General features: G+C 61.4%; 22 protein-coding genes and 1 pseudogene. 12 read left to right on the top strand and 11 right to left on the bottom strand.

Annotated features, from left to right (window positions below):
• The first annotated feature begins 56 nt into the window (after positions 1–56).
• Positions 57–587, top strand: coding sequence for a DUF1003 domain-containing protein (locus ACTJK7_RS21975; RefSeq protein WP_011335556.1), 531 nt, complete (start codon positions 57–59; stop codon positions 585–587).
• On the opposite strand, the gene ACTJK7_RS21970 is transcribed toward ACTJK7_RS21975, so the two are convergent.
• A complete protein-coding gene (locus tag ACTJK7_RS21970) occupies positions 588–1,529 on the bottom strand; it encodes a LysR family transcriptional regulator (protein WP_323151365.1) in 942 nt (313 codons plus the stop codon).
• Between the two features lie 15 nt (positions 1,530–1,544).
• Between ACTJK7_RS21970 and ACTJK7_RS21965 the strand changes: the two genes are divergently transcribed.
• Complete coding sequence (locus ACTJK7_RS21965) at positions 1,545–1,904, top strand: hypothetical protein (protein WP_440779817.1); 360 nt, start codon at positions 1,545–1,547, stop codon at positions 1,902–1,904.
• Positions 1,901–2,215, top strand: a complete 315-nt coding sequence (locus tag ACTJK7_RS21960; RefSeq protein WP_108563033.1) for an antibiotic biosynthesis monooxygenase family protein — start codon at positions 1,901–1,903, stop codon at positions 2,213–2,215. The genes ACTJK7_RS21965 and ACTJK7_RS21960 overlap by 4 nt, the downstream gene beginning before the upstream one ends.
• 146 nt (positions 2,216–2,361) lie before the next feature.
• Here the strand turns inward: ACTJK7_RS21960 and ACTJK7_RS21955 are convergent, their stop codons facing one another.
• The gene (locus ACTJK7_RS21955) at positions 2,362–2,688 is read right to left on the bottom strand and encodes a DUF2025 family protein (protein ID WP_108563034.1); all 327 of its coding nucleotides are present in this window, start codon (positions 2,686–2,688) and stop codon (positions 2,362–2,364) included.
• Between the two features lie 215 nt (positions 2,689–2,903).
• Between ACTJK7_RS21955 and ACTJK7_RS21950 the strand changes: the two genes are divergently transcribed.
• Together ACTJK7_RS21950 and ACTJK7_RS21945 are read left to right on the top strand one after the other, a co-directional pair.
• On the top strand, positions 2,904–4,031 hold the full coding sequence (locus ACTJK7_RS21950; protein WP_440779818.1) for a glycerophosphodiester phosphodiesterase: 1,128 nt from the start codon (positions 2,904–2,906) through the stop codon (positions 4,029–4,031).
• Between the two features lie 141 nt (positions 4,032–4,172).
• Positions 4,173–4,478: a PepSY domain-containing protein gene (locus tag ACTJK7_RS21945; protein WP_074688249.1), complete on the top strand. Its 306-nt coding sequence runs from the start codon at positions 4,173–4,175 to the stop codon at positions 4,476–4,478.
• A 278-nt stretch (positions 4,479–4,756) separates the two neighbouring features.
• Here the strand turns inward: ACTJK7_RS21945 and ACTJK7_RS21940 are convergent, their stop codons facing one another.
• From ACTJK7_RS21940 to ACTJK7_RS21930, 3 genes and pseudogenes are all read right to left on the bottom strand, one after another.
• Positions 4,757–5,200, bottom strand: coding sequence for a hypothetical protein (locus tag ACTJK7_RS21940; RefSeq protein ID WP_440779819.1), 444 nt, complete (start codon positions 5,198–5,200; stop codon positions 4,757–4,759).
• Positions 5,201–5,312: 112 nt separating this feature from the next.
• Positions 5,313–6,017 carry a methyl-accepting chemotaxis protein gene (locus ACTJK7_RS21935; protein WP_371921029.1) on the bottom strand — a complete coding sequence of 235 codons (705 nt, stop codon included), beginning with the start codon at positions 6,015–6,017 and terminating at the stop codon, positions 5,313–5,315.
• Between the two features lie 228 nt (positions 6,018–6,245).
• Positions 6,246–6,356 (bottom strand): annotated as a pseudogene (locus ACTJK7_RS21930) (hypothetical protein); the annotation flags it as partial.
• Positions 6,357–7,209: 853 nt separating this feature from the next.
• On the opposite strand from ACTJK7_RS21930, the gene ACTJK7_RS21925 reads away from it, so the two are divergent.
• Both ACTJK7_RS21925 and ACTJK7_RS21920 read left to right on the top strand, forming a co-directional pair.
• Positions 7,210–8,232: a transporter gene (locus ACTJK7_RS21925; RefSeq protein WP_011335565.1), complete on the top strand. Its 1,023-nt coding sequence runs from the start codon at positions 7,210–7,212 to the stop codon at positions 8,230–8,232.
• Between the two features lie 255 nt (positions 8,233–8,487).
• Positions 8,488–10,101, top strand: a complete 1,614-nt coding sequence (locus ACTJK7_RS21920) for an inorganic phosphate transporter (RefSeq protein ID WP_440779821.1) — start codon at positions 8,488–8,490, stop codon at positions 10,099–10,101.
• A 53-nt stretch (positions 10,102–10,154) separates the two neighbouring features.
• On the opposite strand, the gene ACTJK7_RS21915 is transcribed toward ACTJK7_RS21920, so the two are convergent.
• Positions 10,155–11,051, bottom strand: coding sequence for a LysR family transcriptional regulator (locus tag ACTJK7_RS21915; protein ID WP_108563037.1), 897 nt, complete (start codon positions 11,049–11,051; stop codon positions 10,155–10,157).
• A 120-nt stretch (positions 11,052–11,171) separates the two neighbouring features.
• Between ACTJK7_RS21915 and ACTJK7_RS21910 the strand changes: the two genes are divergently transcribed.
• Positions 11,172–11,927 (top strand): SDR family NAD(P)-dependent oxidoreductase, encoded by a 756-nt coding sequence (locus ACTJK7_RS21910; protein ID WP_236196541.1) that lies wholly within the window; start codon positions 11,172–11,174, stop codon positions 11,925–11,927.
• A gap of 60 nt (positions 11,928–11,987) precedes the next feature.
• Here the strand turns inward: ACTJK7_RS21910 and ACTJK7_RS21905 are convergent, their stop codons facing one another.
• The gene (locus tag ACTJK7_RS21905; RefSeq protein ID WP_064383679.1) at positions 11,988–12,425 is read right to left on the bottom strand and encodes a multidrug/biocide efflux PACE transporter; all 438 of its coding nucleotides are present in this window, start codon (positions 12,423–12,425) and stop codon (positions 11,988–11,990) included.
• A gap of 88 nt (positions 12,426–12,513) precedes the next feature.
• Between ACTJK7_RS21905 and ACTJK7_RS21900 the strand changes: the two genes are divergently transcribed.
• Positions 12,514–13,368 (top strand): LysR family transcriptional regulator, encoded by an 855-nt coding sequence (locus ACTJK7_RS21900; protein WP_323151346.1) that lies wholly within the window; start codon positions 12,514–12,516, stop codon positions 13,366–13,368.
• A 1-nt stretch (position 13,369) separates the two neighbouring features.
• Here the strand turns inward: ACTJK7_RS21900 and ACTJK7_RS21895 are convergent, their stop codons facing one another.
• Positions 13,370–14,206, bottom strand: a complete 837-nt coding sequence (locus ACTJK7_RS21895) for a LysR family transcriptional regulator (protein WP_440779822.1) — start codon at positions 14,204–14,206, stop codon at positions 13,370–13,372.
• A 111-nt stretch (positions 14,207–14,317) separates the two neighbouring features.
• Here ACTJK7_RS21895 and ACTJK7_RS21890 point away from each other — a divergent pair, with 111 nt between their 5' ends.
• Positions 14,318–15,043 carry an SDR family oxidoreductase gene (locus tag ACTJK7_RS21890; protein ID WP_323151344.1) on the top strand — a complete coding sequence of 242 codons (726 nt, stop codon included), beginning with the start codon at positions 14,318–14,320 and terminating at the stop codon, positions 15,041–15,043.
• 111 nt (positions 15,044–15,154) lie between these two features.
• Here the strand turns inward: ACTJK7_RS21890 and ACTJK7_RS21885 are convergent, their stop codons facing one another.
• Genes ACTJK7_RS21885 through ACTJK7_RS21875 form a run of 3 tightly spaced genes read right to left on the bottom strand, consistent with a single transcriptional unit; the run spans position 15,155 to position 17,187 of the window.
• A complete protein-coding gene (locus ACTJK7_RS21885) occupies positions 15,155–16,384 on the bottom strand; it encodes an RNA polymerase sigma factor (protein ID WP_323162319.1) in 1,230 nt (409 codons plus the stop codon).
• Positions 16,377–16,721 (bottom strand): YciI family protein, encoded by a 345-nt coding sequence (locus ACTJK7_RS21880; RefSeq protein ID WP_007951101.1) that lies wholly within the window; start codon positions 16,719–16,721, stop codon positions 16,377–16,379. The genes ACTJK7_RS21885 and ACTJK7_RS21880 overlap by 8 nt, the downstream gene beginning before the upstream one ends.
• A 40-nt stretch (positions 16,722–16,761) precedes the next feature.
• Positions 16,762–17,187 carry a YybH family protein gene (locus ACTJK7_RS21875; protein WP_108563043.1) on the bottom strand — a complete coding sequence of 142 codons (426 nt, stop codon included), beginning with the start codon at positions 17,185–17,187 and terminating at the stop codon, positions 16,762–16,764.
• A 141-nt stretch (positions 17,188–17,328) separates the two neighbouring features.
• Between ACTJK7_RS21875 and ACTJK7_RS21870 the strand changes: the two genes are divergently transcribed.
• Both ACTJK7_RS21870 and ACTJK7_RS21865 read left to right on the top strand, forming a co-directional pair.
• Positions 17,329–17,814, top strand: coding sequence for a GNAT family N-acetyltransferase (locus ACTJK7_RS21870; protein ID WP_108563044.1), 486 nt, complete (start codon positions 17,329–17,331; stop codon positions 17,812–17,814).
• A gap of 17 nt (positions 17,815–17,831) precedes the next feature.
• Positions 17,832–18,437 (top strand): pyridoxamine 5'-phosphate oxidase family protein, encoded by a 606-nt coding sequence (locus tag ACTJK7_RS21865; RefSeq protein ID WP_108563045.1) that lies wholly within the window; start codon positions 17,832–17,834, stop codon positions 18,435–18,437.
• The last annotated feature ends 148 nt before the right edge of the window (positions 18,438–18,585 follow it).

Genomic DNA, 18,585 nt, shown 5'->3' with positions numbered 1-18,585 from the left:
ACACGGGCGACGCAGGGCTATAGTGACTCAACGTCCCAAGCCCTGCCGAGTCCGTCATGACCACCGAAAAAACCGAATCCTCCACCGCCCCTGTCGATCACCTGCGCTTTCATCGCCCCCACGCCCACCTCAACACAACCTTCGGTAACGACAAGTTCGCCTTGCGGGCCGAGGCGTTTGCGCGTTTTTTCGGCACGCCAACCTTTCTCGGCGCGCAGACACTGATCGTGGTGCTGTGGATCAGTCTCAACATCTTTGGCGTGACCCATTTCGACGTTTATCCGTTCATCCTCTTGAACCTGGCTTTCAGCCTCCAGTCCGCCTACGCCGCGCCGCTGATTCTGTTGGCACAGACTCGTCAGGCTGCACGCGACAAAGCGCAATCGGACGCTGACGCGCAACATCGCGAAGCCCTGGCCGTGGCCAACAGCGAACGCCAGGCGCAAGCGGCGAAGAACACCGCGCAACTGCTTGAGCTGCTGGAGCAGAACACCCGACTCACGGAGATGACCAAGAACCTGACCGAGCGCATCGAAGGCCTGACCCGCGAACTGCACGATCACATGCGCCAGACCCAGCAGGGCTGATCACGAAAGCCTCAGCGCCCGCCCCAGTTCATCGAACAGCGTGACCACCGAGCGCAACGCGCGGCAGTCCGGGCGGGTCAGCAGCCACAGCGCGGTGTCGTAACCGTGCAAGGGTTCGCTCAGGGCCTGCAGCCCTTCGTTTATCAGAAAGTCCGGCAACGCCGCCACGCCAAGCCCGGCGCGCACCAGCTCCGTCACCGACAGCATGCTGTTGCAGCGATAGCCCGGCGTCACGCCAGGCAAGTGCTGGCGGCGCCAGACGACGGTCGGGTGATCGGGCAGAAAGTCGTCCGGGGCGATCCAGGTCAGCGCCGCCAGATCGGCCGATTCAACATTTTGTAGATAACGCTGACTGGCGCAGACCCGGTAGGAAATCTTCGCCAGCTCCCGTCCGACCAGATGCTCCGGTGGTGTGCGCGTCAGGCGCAGGGCGATGTCGGCATCGCGGCGGCTGAGGTTGGCGAAATCGTTGGAAGTGCTCAGTTCGATGGTCAGCGCCGGGTAGTTCGGCATGAACTGCGCCAGCGCCGGCAGCAGCAGACCTTGCAGCACGGAGTCGGTACAAGTCAGGCGCACCGTGCCGCTGACCACTTCACCGCCCTGCTCCACGCCGATTCGCGCCGCTTCCAGTGCCTGCTCGGCACGTTCGGCCTGCTCGGCCAGGGTCTGCGCGAGGCTGGTGGGCAGGTAACCGGCGCGGCTTTTTTCGAACAATTGCTGGCCGAGCGCGGCTTCCAGTCGGCGAACGGCGCGAAACACCGTCGACACATCGACCTTCAACAGCTGCGCGGCCCGGGCCAGAGAGCCGCCGCGCACCAGGGCGAGAATCAGCGCCAGATCCGGGAAGTCGAGCCGATAGTGCGTCGCTGCATTAATCACTTGGGGAAACGCCCATATTGAGTGCGTGAACGCCAATCTATAGTGAGCGTCATCCCTCAACAAGCACAGCGAGTACTCATGGAATACAGAGCCCTGCGCATCGCCCTGATCGGTGACTTCGACCCGCAAGTCACTGCCCACCAGGCCATTCCGGTCGCCCTTGGAATGACGGCGGAACGCCTTCGCCGTCCGGTCGATTTCGAATGGTTGGCCACGGACGGGATTCACCCCGATACACCGCTCGACCGTTTCGACGGTTTCTGGTGCTTTCCGGCCAGCCCTTACAAGAGTGAAGCCAGCGCCCTGCGGGCCATTGAACTGAAAAACCATGTGTTCTTCGTCGCCACACTGTTCCAGCCGGAACGCGCAGCGCTCAAGGGGCAATTGCCGCCACTGGTGCGGGCGTTTGTTGAAGCCTGCTCGGAGCAATCTCGATGAGTCCGAACACTGAGTGTTTCGCCGTGATCTTCACTTCGACCCGCACCGAAGGCGACAACGGCTACACCGAAGCGTCCGAGCGCATGATGCAACTGGTGAAAGAGCAACCGGGATTTCTCGGCATCGATTCGATCCGGGGGGCAGACGGAGTGGGGATGACGGTTTCGTACTGGGAAAGCGAGGCGGCGATTCTCGCCTGGCGCGAGCATCCGGAGCACCGGGTGATTCAGGCGCGCGGGCGGGCCGAGTGGTATTCGGCGTTTCAGACGCGGGTGTGTCGGGTGGAGCGGGAATATCGGTTCGGCCAGTGAGTATTGAGGTGTATTCACTGGCCCCTTCGCGGGCAAGCCCGCTCCCACAGGTAGTGCGCTGCTCTCAAGATCACACTGTACCTGTGGGAGCGGGCTTGCCCCGGGCGGCGTTCCGACGAAAGGGCGGGAACAATCGCAGCAGTATCTCAGCCCTTCACCAGACTACGCACCGCCTCAATCTCCGGCACTTCGCGTTTATTCATGTAAACGCGCAACGGTTCGGTGATGTTGATCCGGTCATCGATGTGCTGATCGAGCAGCAACTGGATCCGTTCGCGCTTGAGGGTCATGGTCTGTTCGGTGGCCGGCGCCCAGACGAATTCGCTGCACGGAATGATGCCGTCATCGGCCACGTCCATGCCGAACGAATCCTCACTGAAGCGCACGATGTACTGGCCGGTCTTGCGGTTGAGGCCGACAAAGCCCTTGAGGTCGTCGGCGGCCTGGCAGATGAGTTGCGATGTGATGCGCATGGTAAACCTCACAAAAGTGATCGAAGGTTTACACGCAGGGCATAGAGGCCAGCCCTCTGCCGGGGCGGTTGCCGTGGCCAAGCGTACTGCAAACGAACGCACAAAAGTGCGCAAATTTTCGCTTTCAGTACGTTTATGTCGGTCTCGCGATAGCAGGTTTTCGTTTGAGTTGCTAAAAGGGACATCTTCGAAAATACCTGCGAAAGGACCTCGACATGCCCGCCACGTTTACCAAAAGCGCACTGCTGCTGAGCCTGATGCTCGGCCTCGGTCAGGCTCACGCCGCCAGCCAGCCAAACCCGGTTGCGCTCGCTGCCTCCGAGGGCATTCCGCACCCGGCGGTGATCGCCCACCGTGGTGCCTCCTTCGATGCCCCGGAATCCACCGCCGCGTCCTACAAACTGGCCCGCGACCTGGGCGCCGATTACCTGGAAATGGACTTGCAGCGCAGCAAGGACGGCGTGCTGTTCGCCCTGCACGACGATAACCTGCAGCGCACCACCGACGTCGCCACCAAGTTCCCGGAGCGCAAGGACAGCCCGGCCAATGCCTTCACCATGGCCGAACTGAAAACCCTCGACGCCGGCAGCTGGTACAACGCCAAGTACCCGGATCGCGCCCGCCCGTCCTACGTCGGCCTGAAGATTCTGACCCTCGATGAAATCATCGACATCGCCCAGGCCAATCCGAAGCACAAGCCGGGCCTGTACATCGAAACCAAGGAGCCGAAGCTGTTCCCGGGGATCGAGCATGACCTGAAGGAAAAACTCCAGGCTCGTGGCTGGTTGATTCCGGCGGACGCCAAACCGGCGAAAAACGTCGCCAGCGTCGGCGAGAGCAACGGCAAGGTGATCCTGCAAACCTTCGAGAAGAGCAGCCTGGAAATGCTGCAAAAGGAAATGCCGCAGGTGCCGAAGATCCTGTTGCTGTGGGTCGGCGAAGGCAGCATCGAGCCGAAATCCAAAGTGACCTTTGCCGACTCCGGCGAGAAGGACAAGAACGCGTTCTACGGCAAGCAAGAGCCGAAATCCGAAGCCGAGTTCAAGCAGTGGATCGACTACGCCAAGGCTCAGGGTGCGATCGGCACCGGCCCTTCGGCGAAGCTGACCCACGGCGGCGATCAGAGCTATTCGGATCTGGTGCAACCATGGATGAACAGATACACCCACGATCAGGGCCTGCTGGTGCACGTTTACACCGTGGATGAGCCGGTGGACTTCGAAAAAGTCATGGCCGCTGGCGTCGACGGTATCTTCACCAACCGCGCCAGCGAGCTGCTGAAGTTCTACAAACGCCCGGCCGCCGCCAGTGTGGATCAGGTGTTGAAGAACAACGGTTTCTGATCTGTAAATCCGCGCGTCAGTCAGTATCGCGAGCAGGCTCGCTCCCTCGGAAGTCCGGCCTGCTCGCTGCGTTTTAAGGGTGAGTTAAGTTGCGGCGATTAACCTGAACCCACTTAAACGAATCACCCAAAGGAATAACCGATGAAAACCTTGACTGCCCTGTTTACCGCTGCCGCCCTGACACTCACCGCTGGCCTGGCCCAGGCTGACGTTCGCGTTGACCAGATCCCTGAACTGGTCAAGTCCGGCAAGATCAAGTCGCTGGAATCGATGAACGCAGAAGCGCTGAAACTGCATCCGGGCGCGACCATTACCGACACCGACCTGGATAACCACTTCAATGGTTATGAGTATGAAGTTGAACTGCGTGCTGCTGATGGCAAGGAGTTCGATGTGGACTTCGATGCGACCACCGGCAAGGTGCTGAGCAACAAGCAAGACACTTGATTGGCTGATAAGACAAAGCCGCACGACTTTTGGGTTGTGCGGCTTTTTTGTGTCTGGCGTTTGACGAAACTCCGGTTTCGCCTGTGAGAACCATCCCCTCACCCCAGCCCTCCCGAAACGTCGGACCGCCCCCAAGGGGGCGAGGGGGAAAGGGAGCCGATCTTCATGCTGTTCAAACCTGAGTTCGACTCAGAACTGTCAGGTCGGCGCAACTCGAACATTCAACTCCGTCAGTCCCCTCTCCCTTTGGGAGAGGGCTAGGGTGAGGGGGAAAGGCTTCACGCGGTCGTACTGACCAACGAACCGGAAGTACCGCTGTCCGAATCCTGCAAAGCCGCCAACAACGCCGCCGTCGCCGTCTGCAACGAAGCCGACGTCGTCGCGATCTGCGATTGCGCAGCCGCAACATCCGCCGCCTTGGCATCCTGACTTTCCTGCTTGGCCTGAGCCGCCTGCAGCGCCTGCTGCTGTTCCTGCAATTGCTTTTGCAACTCGGCAATCTGCTTGCGCAGTGCTTTCACGGTATCCGATTCATCGCTGCTGGAACTGCTGTCCCCCGCCGGCGCCGCGCCACCGCCCGCCGCGACTTTGCTGGTATCGGCCTTCACACCGGTGCTGGCCGCCGCTGAGGTGGAGGTGTCGTCGGCCGTATCGGCAATCGAGGTTTTGCTGGTAGGCGTGGTAACGGTCTGATTGATCGAAACAGACGTGATGCTGACCATGGGAAATCTCCAATGCCGGTTATGGATAACCGGGCATCGGCGGCGGTCTGTACGAATTGAGATCGACTGTGTACCGACTCGGTATCCGAACCGGTACACAGTCACTGGCCGGTCAGACGCTCAGGCGAGCGGTGACGTCGTTCAGTTGGCCGGACAGGCCGTGCAGGTTCTGGCTGGCGCTTTCGGTGCGCTGCACGTTGTCGAGGTTGGTGCTGGCGATCGAGGTGATCTCGGTCAGGTTGCGCGAGATGTCTTCGGCCACCGACGTCTGCTCTTCGGCCGCCGTGGCGATCTGACGGTTCATGTCGCGAATCGCTTCCACCGCGTGGGTGATGCGCTCGAGCATGGCGCCGGCCTGGGTCACTTGCTCGACGCTTTCATCGCTGCGGGTCTGGCCGCTATCGATGGCCTGGGCCGCGTCCACCGCACCGGTCTGCACGCTGTGGATGATCTGGTTGATCTCAATGATTGACTCCGCCGTACGCTGCGCGAGGTTGCGCACCTCATCGGCGACCACCGCAAAACCACGCCCGGCCTCACCCGCGCGGGCCGCTTCGATGGCGGCGTTGAGCGCCAGCAGGTTGGTCTGCTCGGCGATCCCGCGAATCACTTCCAGCACCTTGCCGATGCGCCCGCTGTCGGCTTCCAGACGGCGGATGACCGTGGCGGTGTTGGCGATTTCACCGCGCATCTGGGTGATGCTGTGGATGGTGCTCTGCATGACCTTCTCGCCCTGCTGCGCGGACTGGTCGGCATCGTCGGCCGCACGTGCAGCGTCAGCCGCATGACGGGCGACTTCCTGGGCGGTGGCGGACATTTCGTTCATCGCCGTGGCCACCTGATCGGTGCGGCTGAACTGCTCGTTGGTGCCGCCGGCCATCACGGTGGCGATGGCGTTCAATTCGCCGCTGGCACTGTCCAGATCCTTGGCGCTGCGCTGCAGATGGTTGAAGGTTTCGGCGAGGAAATCGCGCAAGGTGTTGGCCGCTGCGGCCAGGTTACCCAGCTCGTCCTGACGGTCGCTGGACACACGCTCGACCAGACGCCCCTTGCTCAACTGGGTGACGTAGTCGATGAGTTTGCGGATCGGTTCGACCAGGTTGCGGTTGACCAGCCACAGGCTGAGCAAACCAATCAGCAGACCGGACGCGAGCATCACCAGCAGACCCAGCCACACGGTGCGATCGGCACTGGCGCTGATCTGCGCCGATTGCTCGGTGCCCTGCTTGCGCAACTCGGCGACCAGCTCGCTCATCTGATCGCTGGCGGCACGGTCGACGCCTTTGACAGCAGCGTCGCCCGCAGTCGGATCGGCACCGGCGGCGACGTAGGCATCACGGCCCTTCTGATACGCAGCGCCGAGCAAACGATGTTCTTCGCGCAGGCGTTCGATACGGGTTTTCAGCGCAGGATCGAGGCCTTTCTGGTTGGCCAGCTCACCGAGGATGCCCTGCACATCGCGCTGACGGTCTTCGAACTGGCCCCAGTACTTGGCCAGATCCGCCGGTTGCTTGCCGCGCAGCAGAACGTTTTTCCACTCCTGAACCTGCACCTTGAATTGCAGGTTGGCTTCATCGATCAGTTGTGAGGTGTGCAACGGACCTGCAATCAATTGGCTGTAGTTCTGCACGCCGTTGGACAGGAAATGAAAGCAGGCCAGCGCGATCAACAGCATCGCCAGCAGGCTGCCGCTCAGCAGGGCGAGAATTTGCGCTCTCAGGGATTTTTGCAGCATCACAGGTACTCAGGACAGGGATGAGGCACGCCCGGTAAGACGTGAATTGTTGCCGGACATCCGTGTCGGCGGACCTTGGCTCATGGCCGAAGGCGCGCAACCTAACTCATGCGTGATCGGCGTTCCAGCGCCCTTCTTGAGAAAAATCCGACCGCCGGTAACGCGTTGATTTGACATCATTTTGCTGTCACACAAGCGTCATGTGACATTGCGATGATGCGGCTCAGGTGAATCTGCAAATCCCGCGACAGACGCCTTCTCGCAGCGAGCCTTCATGAACCACAGCCTCGATATCAGTCATCGTGATCCTGACCTGTTCGGCCTGCTTTACGGCTTTCGCTTTCGCCCCGGCGAACGCGGGCGCGAGGTGGATTCGGCGACCGCCCTGCGCTGCCTGCAAGACGACAGCGAGGGCGATGAGTTTCTCTGGTTGCACCTGAACCTGGCTCATGCCGCGTGCGAGCGCTGGATGAAAAGCCATCTGCAATTGCCCGAGGAGTTTTTCGAGGCGCTGCACGAAGGTTCGCGCTCGACCCGCATCGAGCATGTCGATTCGGCGTTGCTGGCGGTGGTCAACGACGTGGTGTTTAACCTCAGCAGCATGGTGTCGTCGGACGTGTCGACGCTGTGGGTTTGCGTACGCAGCAAACTGATCGTCAGTGCGCGTCTGCAACCGCTGCATTCGGTGGACAAGCTGCGTTCTTCGGTGAAGGCCGGCGAGTGCTTTCGCTCGCCATCGGAACTGCTGGTGCACCTGCTGCGCGATCAGGGCGAAGTGCTGACGCAGATCGTGCGCAAGACCAGCATGAGCGTCGATCAGGTCGAGGACGAATTGCTGTCCTCGCGACTGTCGACCAACCGCGCCGAACTCGGCGCCAACCGGCGGGTGCTGGTGCGCCTGCAACGGCTGCTGGCGCTGGAACCGGGTTCGCTGTTGCGCCTGCTCAACCGGCCGCCACCGTGGTTGCAGAAGGAGGACGTTAAGGAGCTGCGCAAGTCCACCGAGGAGTTCGCGCTGATCATCAACGACCTGACCGCCCTCGGCGAGCGGATCAAGCTGTTGCAGGAAGAGATCGCCGCCAACCTCAATGAACAGAGCAACCGCACGCTGTTCACCCTGACCGTGGTCACGGTGCTGGCGCTGCCGATCAACATCATTGCCGGTTTCTTCGGCATGAACGTCGGCGGTGTACCGCTGGCCACTGATCCGGAGGGGTTCTGGATTCTGGTAGCGCTGGTGGCGACGTTTACCGTGATCGCCGGGCGCTGGGCGTTTCGCAAGCGCCGGGACTACTGACTTACTTTGCGAGATCGTTCCCACGCTCCGCGTGGGAATGCATCAGGTGACGCTCTGCGTCACAGGGACGCGGAGCGTCCCGGGCGGCGTTACCACGCAGAGCGTGGGAACGATCATCCGTAAGTGTGAGAGCGATCACCGCCTTCAGATCAACGGTGAAGCTAAAAACCCAAACACTGATCTGCCGCAGCCTCTCTGTAATATTTAGCAACGATCATGGGCGACACTCCTTCCCCCGTTCAGGATTGTCCGCCCATGGCTACTCCCTCCCTGACCGCCAGCCTGGCCCCCACTGCCAGTGGCAGGCCGGCGCTCGACAAAAAAACCGGCCCCTTTACTTACGTGGTGTTCTTCGCCGTGCTGGCGATGGGGATGCTGTTCACCGCCTACAGTCTGATGCATGACATGCACGAACTCGGCACGGTGGTCACCACCTGGACGCCGTTCCTGCTGCTCGGCGTGGCGCTGTTGATTGCACTGGGTTTTGAATTCGTCAACGGCTTCCACGACACCGCCAACGCCGTGGCCACGGTGATCTACACCCACTCGCTACCACCGAATGTGGCCGTGGTGTGGTCGGGATTCTTCAACTTCCTCGGAGTGCTGCTTTCGAGCGGTGCGGTAGCGTTCGGCATTATCGCCCTGCTGCCGGTGGAACTGATTCTGCAAGTGGGTTCGTCCGCCGGTTTCGCGATGATCTTCGCCCTGCTGATCGCGGCGATCCTGTGGAACCTCGGCACCTGGTGGCTGGGCCTGCCGGCCTCGTCGTCGCACACGCTGATCGGTTCGATCATCGGCGTCGGCGTGGCCAACGCGCTGATGCACGGTCGCGACGGCACCAGCGGTGTGGACTGGGCCCAGGCGACCAAGATCGGTTACGCACTGCTGCTGTCGCCGCTGGTGGGTTTCGGTTGTGCAGCGCTGTTGCTGCTGGCGTTGCGCGCGTTCGTGAAGAACCGTTCGCTGTACAAGGCACCGGAAGGCAACACCCCGCCGCCGTGGTGGATTCGTGGTTTGCTGATTCTGACCTGCACCGGCGTGTCGTTCGCTCACGGTTCCAACGACGGCCAGAAAGGCATGGGCCTGATCATGCTGATTCTGGTCGGCACCCTGCCGATGGCTTATGCGCTGAATCGCACCATGCCGGAAGAACAGTCGCTGCAATTCGCCGCCGTCGCCCAAGTGACCCAGCAAGCGCTGGTAAAAAGTGCGCCACTGCCGACACCGGCCGATCCACGCGCCGTGCTCTCGGATTACATGCGCAGCAAGCAAGCCACGCCGCAACTGATTCCTGCCCTCGCCTCCCTGACCGGGCACATCGGTGAAGAAGTCAAAGGCTACGGCTCGCTGGCGAAAGTCCCGGCCGAGGCCATGGGTAACGTGCGTAACGACATGTACCTGGCCAGCGAAACCATTCGCCTGATGGACAAGAACAAGGTCGGCAGCTTCGACGCCGACACCAGCGGCAAGCTGCAACTGTTCAAACAGCAGATCGACAACGCCACGCGGTTCATTCCGTTGTGGGTGAAGATCGCCGTGGCGATTGCCTTGGGTCTGGGCACCATGGTCGGCTGGAAGCGGATCGTGGTCACGGTCGGCGAGAAAATCGGCAAGACCCACCTGACCTACGCCCAGGGCGCCTCGGCGGAAACCGTGGCGATGCTGACCATCGGCGCCGCCGACATGTTCGGCCTGCCGGTCTCGACCACCCATGTGTTGTCCTCGGGCGTGGCCGGGACCATGGTCGCCAACGGTGGCGGCTTGCAGATGAAGACCATCCGCAATCTGCTGATGGCATGGGTGCTGACCTTGCCGGCGGCGATTGTGCTGTCGGGCAGCCTGTATTGGCTGTTTACCCAGATCTTCTGATCCAACGGAATCCCTGTGAGAGCCCTTGCTCCCACAGGGGTTTGCGGCAGTAATCACAGCGTTGAGCGAATCAAATCCCCCAGCCAATCCATGAACACCCGCACCCGCAACGGCAGATGCCGCTGCCTCGCGTACAGCAGTGAAATGCCCATCGCCGGCGCGGTGTACTGCGGCAGCACGGTGACGATCTCGCCGCTGTCCAGATAGGTGTTCATGCCGGTACGCGGCACCTGAATCAGACCAAACCCGCCAAGGCACGCCGACTCGTAGGCATCGGTGCTGTTGACCGTCACACTGCCGGCCATCGGCACCCGGTGGATCTGTCCGTCCTGCTCGTAAACAAACCCTTCCGAACGCGAACCCAGCACACCGACGTAGTGCACCAGTCGATGCTGCGCCAGATCTTCAAGGGTCTGCGGCACGCCGTAGCGCTCCAGGTACGCGGGGCTGGCGCAGTTGATCATGCTGAAGTCCCCCAGGTGCCGCGCCACCACCGATTGATCGGGCTGCGCGCCGATGCGCACCACGCAATCGAAGCCTTCGGCGAGCAGGTCGACCCGGCGATCGGTGCTGCTGATTTCCAGTTCCAGGTTCGGATGACGGGCCATGAATTCCGGCAACTTCGGCATGATCAGCCGCCGCGCCAGAATGTTCGGCATGTCAATCCGGATCCGCCCGGACAGCGACGCTTCGTCCTGACGGAACAGGTTTTCGATTTCGTCCATGTGCGACAGCAGATCCTTGCTCCGCTCATACAGCGCGAGGCCGTCCTGAGTCGCCTGGACCTTGCGCGTGGTGCGTTGCAGCAGGCGCGTGCCGAGCAGGGTTTCCAGCGCCTGCACCTGCTCGGATACCGTTGAGCGCGGCAGCCCCAAACTCTCCCCCGCCATCGTAAAACTCGACAATTCGCTGACCCGGACGAAGGTGCGCAGCAGTTCCAGTTTGTTCATGGGCCACCCATTGATTGTTCGGACAATCCGACCAGTGATTCCGGTTTCAGTCTGTTTATCACCTCATGGCGGATAAATAAACTTTGCCCCATCAACCGTCACCGCCATCGAGGAAAACCCATGAACCGCAAAATCGCATTGATCACCGGTGCCAGCCGTGGCCTCGGCAAGAACGCCGCCCTGCACCTCGCCGCGCAAGGCGTGGACATCATCGGCACCTACAACAGCCGCGCCGATGAAGCCCAGGCGCTGGTGCAGGAACTGGAAGCACTCGGCGCCAACGCCGTGATGCTGCAACTGGATGTCGGGCGCAGCGAAGGTTTTGCCGAGTTCGCCGTGCGGGTCGAGCAAGCGCTGCAACAACTTGATCGTCCGCGCTTCGATTTCCTGATCAACAACGCCGGGATTGGTGTGCATGCGTCCTTCGCCGACACCACGCCGGAACAGTTCGACCTGCTGATGAACGTGCAGTTGAAAGGGCCGTTCTTCCTGACTCAGCAACTGCTGCCGCTGATCAACGATGGCGGGCGGATCATCAACATCTCCAGCGGTCTGGCCCGTTTCACCCTGCCGGGTTATGCCGCTTACGCTGCGATGAAAGGCGCGATGGAAGTGCTGACCCGTTATCAGGCCAAGGAGCTGGGCGCGCGGCAGATCGCCGTGAATATCCTGGCACCGGGGGCCATCGAAACCGACTTCGGCGGCGGCGCGGTGCGCGACAATTCGGCACTGAACGCCATGGTCGCCAGCAACACCGCCCTGGGCCGTGCCGGGCAGCCGGATGACATTGGCGGTGCGCTGGCGCTGCTGCTGTCGCCGGGGGCGCAGTGGATCAACGGTCAGCGGATTGAAGCGTCGGGCGGGATGTTTCTCTAAACCCTGCAAAAATCCCGGACAAAAAAAATCGCAGCCCTCACAGGCGGCGATTTTTTGTTTTCAGCTCTGGCAGACGCTGCGCATCACCAGTCGCTCGCGCACCACGTCATAACCCCAGTGGTAGACGTAGGTGTACGGCAGGAAGAACAGCAGCACGCCGATGTCGAGCAGGAACGCCTGCCACAGGCTGACCGACAGCCACCAGGCAATCAGCGGCACGCCCATCACGATCAACCCGCCCTCGAACAGCACCGCGTGCGCCACTCGCACCCAGGCATTGTGGGCGATATTCCAGCGCTTGAGCATGCGGTCGAAGAAGCCGTTGAACACCACGTTCCAGCCCAGGGCCAGCATCGCGATGGCGATTGTGACGGCGCCCATTTCGACCAGCGGTTTGCCCATGATCCACGCCAACAGCGGGGTACAGATCAGGATCGCCAGCAGTTCGAAACCGATGGCCTGGAAGATACGTTCAGTGATGGATTTGTTGGCAGTCATGGCCGAAGTCCTCTGTGAAGATGGTTGCCATGATCCAGCACCACACCGATACTTCATAACCAATAACCATCGATCAAGGCGATAGTTCATGGCATCTCAGGAAGTGTTGCTGGCATTTGTCCAGGCGGCGACTCAAGGCTCGTTTTCAGCGGCGGCGCGCAAACTCGGGCGCAGTCAGTCGACGGTGAGCGCGGCGGTGGCGAGCCTTGAGATCGACTTGGATCTGATTCTGTTCGACCGCAGCAGCCGCAAACCGACCCTGACCCCGGCCGGGCACGTGATACTGCAACGGGCCGAGGCGATTCTGGCGGCCACCAGCCGCCTGGAAATGACCGCCCGGCAATTGGCTCAGGGCGTGGAGCCGAAACTCACGGTGGCGATTTCCGACACTTATCAGTCCGACCGTTTCGAAGCGGCGCTGGTGGGTTTCGAGCAGCGTTACCCGGATCTGGAGCTGGAATGCCTGATCGCCGAATGCGATGACTTGATCGAACTGGTGCAGCGCGGGCGGGCGCATCTCGCGTTCGCCGAGATGCAGGAAAACTACCCACCGGATCTGGCGAGCGCGACCGTCGCCGAGCGTACGGAAATCGCCTTGTTCGTGGGTCGTGGGCATCCGTTGGCGACTCACGACTCCATCGATCAAACGGTCCTTGAACAGCATCGCGAGCTGCGCCTGGCCACCATCGTCAATCCCTATGACAGTCGCGGCAAAGGCCGGGTGTGGTCGGCGCCGAGTTATCTGATGCTGCTGGAAATGGCCGAAAAAGGTTTCGGCTGGGCACCGCTGCCGCGCTGGCTGGTGGAGCGTTTCGGCAATGACTTGCTGGTGGAGCTGAAAGTGCGCGGCTGGCCGAAACCGGTGTTCGTCGATGCGCTGTGGTCGCGGCTGTACCCGCCGGGGCCGGCGGGGAGCTGGTTGCTGAGCAAGATGCTGGAATAGCTCAGGCCGCCTCGATCGATGCCGGGCGATTCACCTGAAAATACGCGTGCAACCCGCGCATCGTCGGCAACTCCAGCGCCTGCGCCGCGTAACACAATCCCACCCGCCGGGTCGGTGCCGGCAGGTGCAGCGCCCGCACGACGATGCGCTCATGCCCGCTGACCAGCGACTGCGGCAACATCGCCACACCGACACCTGCCGCCACCATGTGCAACGCCTGTTGCAGTGAACCGGCGTGCCCCGCCACCGCTTCCGGCGAACGCCCGTACAGCGCCATCAACCGCTGATGCGAAGGATGTTGCGGGCAGGTGATCCAGTCCTCAATCGGCGCCCAGCCCTCTTGCGCGTTGGCCATCGGATGATCGAGGGGCAGCGCCATCACATAGGATTCTTCCCACAGCGGCAGGAACAGTTCGTCCTCGCAGCACATTTCCTCGACGGCCAATCGACCATCGCCGTGACAGCCCTCCTCCAGGGTCAGCAGCAGATTGGGCAACGCCTGATGGGCCATCCGGACGAAGGCTTCGATGTGGCTGGCGGCGATGTCGCCTTCGATGCCGAGAGTCAGCGGCGCACGGTTTTCGCGGCCGCGAAACATCCGGCTCAGCGCCTCGGATTCGGCCACCATCCGCCGCGCCTGCGGGTAGAGAAGACGCGCTTCGTCGCTAACCTCCACACCACGGGGCTGACGTACGAACAGCGTCGCACCGAGTTCTTCTTCCAGCTGTTTGATGGTCACCGACAACGTGGGCTGGCTGACGAACAGCCGTTGCGCGGCGGCGGTGATGTTACGTTCCTCGAACACCGCGAGGAAGGCTTTGAGATGGCGGATATCCATAGGAGATTCCGATAGCAGACAGAGGAATAAGGCATTTTTCAGCCTCCAGCGGGCTAAATATACTGCGCCCCGAATCTGGTTATTTGTTTTTCTTATCTCAGGAGTTCAACCATGGGCAAGCCATTGATCATCATCACCGGCGCCAGCTCGGGCATCGGCGAAGCCACCGCCCGCCGCTTGAGCGCGGCCGGCCATCCGCTGCTGTTGCTGGCCCGGCGCATCGAACGCCTCGAAGCACTGGCCCTGCCGAACACCCTCAGCCGCCGCGTCGACATCACCGACCGCGCCGTGTTGCTGGCCGCTGTGGCCGAGGCGGAAGCGCAGTTCGGCCCGGCCGATGCGCTGATCAACAACGCCGGGGTGATGCTGCTGGGCGAGATGAGCAAGCAGGACCCGGCGCAGTGGGACCAGATGCTCGATATCAACGTGAGAGGTCTGCTCAACGGCGTGCACGCGGTGGTCGCCGGGATGATCGAGCGCAAGCACGGCACGATCATCAACGTCAGCTCGGTGGCCGGACGCAAGACGTTCCCGAACCATGTGGCCTATGTCGGCACCAAGTTTGCGGTGCATGGTTTGTCGGAAAACCTGCGTGAAGAGTTGTCGCCGCACAACGTACGGGTGACCACGATTGCGCCGGGTGCGGTCGAGACCGAGTTGCTGAGCCACACCACGGATGAGGCGATCAAGACCGGGTATCAAGCGTGGAAGCAGGACATGGGCGGCACGGTGCTGAGTGCCGAGGATGTGGCGACGGCGATTGCTTATGCGTATGGGCAGCCGCAGGGGGTTTGTATTCGCGAGATTGTGATGGCTGCTACTCGGCAGCAAGCCTGATCGATAGTCGCTAGCCTTACTGGCCCCATCGCTGGCAAGCCAGCTCCCACATTTAATTGTGGGAGCGGGCTTGCCCGCGAAGAGGCCAATATTGCCAACGACCAGTTCGGGTCAGTCCAATGCTTTAAGCCGCCCCTCGATAAACCGTCGCTCCGGCTCTTGCCGCGTCAACTCCAGCGCCCGCAAATAAGCCGCCCTAGCCTCCTCAACCCGTCCCAACTGCCGGCAAAACTCCGCCCGCGCCGAATGCGCCAGGTGGTAATCCTGCAAATCCCCACGCCCCAGAATCCCCTCAATCAATGTCAACCCCGCCAGCGCCCCGTCACGCTTGGCCACCGCCACCGCCCGGTTCAACTCGATCACCGGCGACGGTACCGCCCGCAGCAACACGCCATACAGCCCGACGATCTGCGCCCAGTCCGTCTCCCCTGCCGTCGGCGCTTCGGCATGTACCGCCGCTATCGCAGCCTGCAGACAGTAAGGCCCGAAGCGTCCCGTCGTCAGCGCTTTTTCCACCAATTCGCAGCCTTCGGCAATCAGCTCGGCATTCCACAATCCGCGATCCTGATCATCCAGCAGAATCAATTCCCCATCCGGCGAAGAGCGCGCCGAGCGCCGCGATTCATGCAGCAGCATCAACGCCAGCAACCCCATGACCTCTGGATCCGGCAACAACTCCAGCAACAACCGCCCGAGACGAATCGCCTCACGAGTCAAATCCTCGCGGGTCACCTGAGCGCCGCCGGATGCCGAGTAGCCTTCGTTGAACACCAGATAAATCACCCGCAACACGCTGTCGAGGCGCTCGGGCAATTCGCTGAGGGCTGGAACTTGATAAGGGATTTTCGCATCGCGAATCTTGGCCTTGGCGCGCACGATGCGCTGGGCAATCGCCGCCGGGGCCGAGAGGAATGCCCGGGCGATTTCCTCGGTGGTGAGGTCGCAGACTTCACGCAGGGTCAGCGGCACTTGCGCATCCGCCGCCAGCGCCGGGTGGCAGCAGGTGAAGATCAGGCGCAGGCGATCGTCTTCCACGTCTTCGGCGTCCCATTCGGACTGTTCCAGTTCTTCCAGTTGCGCCAGCAATAACGGCTGCGAGGCCTTGAACCGTGCGCGACGGCGCAACACGTCGATCGCCTTGAAGCGCCCGGTGGACACCAGCCAGGTCCGCGGATTGTCCGGCACGCCATCGCGCTGCCAGCGCTCGACCGCGACGAAGAACGCCTCGTGCAAGGCTTCTTCGGCGAGGTCGAAATCGCCGAGCAGGCGGATCAGGGTCGCGAGGATCCGCCGCGAGTCTTCGCGATAGACCTGCTCGACCCGCGCCCTGACCTCAGACATTCAACTGGCGCACGGGACGCACTTCGACGCTGCCGACCCGGGCCGCCGGAATGTTGCCGGCGACCTGAATCGCTTCGTTGAGATCCCGCGCATCGATCAGGTAGAAACCGGCCAACTGCTCCTTGGTCTCGGCGAACGGGCCGTCGGTGATCGACAGTTTGCCGTTGCGCATCCGTACCGTGGTGGCGGTCTGCACCGACTCCAGTGCTTCGGCGGCGACCATCCGGCCGCTGCCCTGGATCGACTCGGCGTAGGCCCAGCACTCGGCATCTTCCGGGCTGTCGGGCGACGAATGCAGCAGGCGCTCATCGCTGTAGACCAGGCATAAATACTTCATGGCGTTCTCCTGAATCGGACGGATCAACTATGGCTGAAGATCAGGGTTTCACATCGAACAGGGTCGCGCCGCTCATCGGGTCGAACGGCGCCGACCAGTGTTCATGGGCAATCTTCCACGCCCCGCTGACCTGCCGGTAGCAGGCGGTGACGCGCATCCAGCAACTCTGGGTTTCACCCTGTTCATTGGTGCCGCCGCAGTTGGCGACCCAGTGGGCGAAGGCGATGTTGTCGGCGGTCTCGATGGCGATTTCGTGGAACTCGAAAATGTGCGGGCCGGGGCACATTTGCATGCAATCCACCCAGTGCGCGCGGTAGGCCGGTTTGCCCTTGAATTGCAGGGCCTTGATCGCATCGAACGAGAGGATGTCGTCGGCGTACAGCGCCATGACTTTCTCGACGTCCTTGGTCATGACGGCTTCGCGGTAGGTGTTGATCAGGCTCTGGATCTCGCTTTGTGCGCTCATGATGTTCTCCGTAGTTTTTGTTGTGAAGACACTCTTAGTCGTTCGGCGATTGGCAGGATCGACAACCGAAACAAAAAATTTCCGGAGAAGACAAAATCGCTAGAATCCGAGGTTCATCTTTGCAGGAAAAAGGAAATTCCCGTGTCAGCCAAACTCGTACCGTACGAGAGCCTTAACGCCTTGCAGCGTCAGCAAGTCGAAGCGATTGAAATCCACGCCGAGCAGATCAAGTTCTCCGGCGATATCCACGGCGCCCTGCATACGCTGCTGTCGAAACCCGGTCCTGGCGTGAAGGGTTTTGCCCTGCTGGCAGACGATGAGCCAGTGGCGTTCCTGCTGCTCAAGCGCCCGCCGGTTCTGCCGGAATGGGCCGATGAACACAGCGCCACCCTGCATGCATTGCAGGTCGATCACCGCGCACAAGGCAAGGGCTATGGCAAGGCCTGCCTGCTGGCGTTGCCGGAAGTTGCGCGCCAGGCCTGGCCTGAAATCAAAGGACTGGAACTGTCGGTGGACGCCGACAACGACGCCGCGATTGCGCTGTACGCCAAGTACGGCTTCGTCGACAGCGGCGAAGCGTACAAGGGCCGTATCGGTTACGAGCGGCGGATGGGGCTGTTCTTCTAATCGTCGGGGGAGCAACGATGATCGATTCAATCGAAGCGCTGGAAGCCATCTACGGCTTGCCCCACGAACGGGCGGTGCGCAAACAGATCGGTTTTCTCAACGAGGACTATCAGGCGATGGTCCGGGTTTCGCCGCTGGCGATTGTAAGCTCGGTGGGTGCCGATGGCATCGACGGTTCACCGCGAGGCGACGCGCCGGGGTTTGTGCGGATCATCGACGAGCGCACTCTGGCTCTGCCGGATCGCCCCGGCAACAACCGCATCGATACCTTGCGAAACGTATTGCACGATCCGCGAGTGTCGCTGCTGTTCATCATTCCGGGGATAGGCGAGACGTTGCGGGTCAACGGCACGGCGACCATCAGCGCTGACCCCGAGTTACTGGAAAGCTTCGCGGTGAACGGCAAACCGGCGCGCACGGTGCTGCTGGTGACGGTGGAGGTGGCGTTCTTTCATTGCTCCAAGGCATTCGTGCGTTCGGATGCGTGGAATCCGCAAACTCATCTGCCACGCTCGGCGCTGCCGACGGCGGGTGCGTTTCACAAGCGGCTGAATGATGGGCAGTTTGATGCCGAGGCCTATGATCGCGAGGCCCCGGCCAGAGTGCACGACAGTCTTTATTAAGAAAACATCTCAGCCAAGCTCCTACAGATTCTGCGGAAACTATCTGTAGGAGTTAACTTAAATAAAAAGAATTTTCCTTCACCAAAAACACTCTCGCCCTTCAACAACTTGTAGGGCTCTTCTGATTCTGGATCCAAATATTGACGGA

This window comes from Pseudomonas sp. 22085, from assembly GCF_052045815.1.
Taxonomy (GTDB): domain Bacteria; phylum Pseudomonadota; class Gammaproteobacteria; order Pseudomonadales; family Pseudomonadaceae; genus Aquipseudomonas; species Aquipseudomonas glycinae.
The sequence above is the reverse complement of the archived record's forward strand: the minus strand, read 5'-3'. Positions and strand labels throughout refer to the sequence as shown.

Bases quoted from the DNA above. Each gene is read 5' to 3' on its own strand.
- ACTJK7_RS21925 (WP_011335565.1), top strand. From the start codon at position 7,210: ATGAACCACAGCCTCGATATCAGTCATCGTGATCCTGACCTGTTCGGC.
- ACTJK7_RS21915 (WP_108563037.1), bottom strand. From the start codon at position 11,051: ATGAACAAACTGGAACTGCTGCGCACCTTCGTCCGGGTCAGCGAATTG.
- ACTJK7_RS21955 (WP_108563034.1), bottom strand. From the start codon at position 2,688: ATGCGCATCACATCGCAACTCATCTGCCAGGCCGCCGACGACCTCAAG.
- ACTJK7_RS21875 (WP_108563043.1), bottom strand. From the start codon at position 17,187: ATGAGCGCACAAAGCGAGATCCAGAGCCTGATCAACACCTACCGCGAA.
- ACTJK7_RS21920 (WP_440779821.1), top strand. From the start codon at position 8,488: ATGGCTACTCCCTCCCTGACCGCCAGCCTGGCCCCCACTGCCAGTGGC.
- ACTJK7_RS21890 (WP_323151344.1), top strand. From the start codon at position 14,318: ATGGGCAAGCCATTGATCATCATCACCGGCGCCAGCTCGGGCATCGGC.
- ACTJK7_RS21880 (WP_007951101.1), bottom strand. From the start codon at position 16,721: ATGAAGTATTTATGCCTGGTCTACAGCGATGAGCGCCTGCTGCATTCG.
- ACTJK7_RS21910 (WP_236196541.1), top strand. From the start codon at position 11,172: ATGAACCGCAAAATCGCATTGATCACCGGTGCCAGCCGTGGCCTCGGC.
- ACTJK7_RS21960 (WP_108563033.1), top strand. From the start codon at position 1,901: ATGAGTCCGAACACTGAGTGTTTCGCCGTGATCTTCACTTCGACCCGC.
- ACTJK7_RS21865 (WP_108563045.1), top strand. From the start codon at position 17,832: ATGATCGATTCAATCGAAGCGCTGGAAGCCATCTACGGCTTGCCCCAC.
- ACTJK7_RS21935 (WP_371921029.1), bottom strand. From the start codon at position 6,017: ATGTCCGCCACCGCCCAGGAAGTCGCCCGTCATGCGGCTGACGCTGCA.
- ACTJK7_RS21945 (WP_074688249.1), top strand. From the start codon at position 4,173: ATGAAAACCTTGACTGCCCTGTTTACCGCTGCCGCCCTGACACTCACC.
- ACTJK7_RS21940 (WP_440779819.1), bottom strand. From the start codon at position 5,200: ATGGTCAGCATCACGTCTGTTTCGATCAATCAGACCGTTACCACGCCT.
- ACTJK7_RS21950 (WP_440779818.1), top strand. From the start codon at position 2,904: ATGCCCGCCACGTTTACCAAAAGCGCACTGCTGCTGAGCCTGATGCTC.
- ACTJK7_RS21895 (WP_440779822.1), bottom strand. From the start codon at position 14,206: ATGGATATCCGCCATCTCAAAGCCTTCCTCGCGGTGTTCGAGGAACGT.
- ACTJK7_RS21965 (WP_440779817.1), top strand. From the start codon at position 1,545: ATGGAATACAGAGCCCTGCGCATCGCCCTGATCGGTGACTTCGACCCG.
- ACTJK7_RS21905 (WP_064383679.1), bottom strand. From the start codon at position 12,425: ATGACTGCCAACAAATCCATCACTGAACGTATCTTCCAGGCCATCGGT.
- ACTJK7_RS21975 (WP_011335556.1), top strand. From the start codon at position 57: ATGACCACCGAAAAAACCGAATCCTCCACCGCCCCTGTCGATCACCTG.
- ACTJK7_RS21900 (WP_323151346.1), top strand. From the start codon at position 12,514: ATGGCATCTCAGGAAGTGTTGCTGGCATTTGTCCAGGCGGCGACTCAA.
- ACTJK7_RS21885 (WP_323162319.1), bottom strand. From the start codon at position 16,384: ATGTCTGAGGTCAGGGCGCGGGTCGAGCAGGTCTATCGCGAAGACTCG.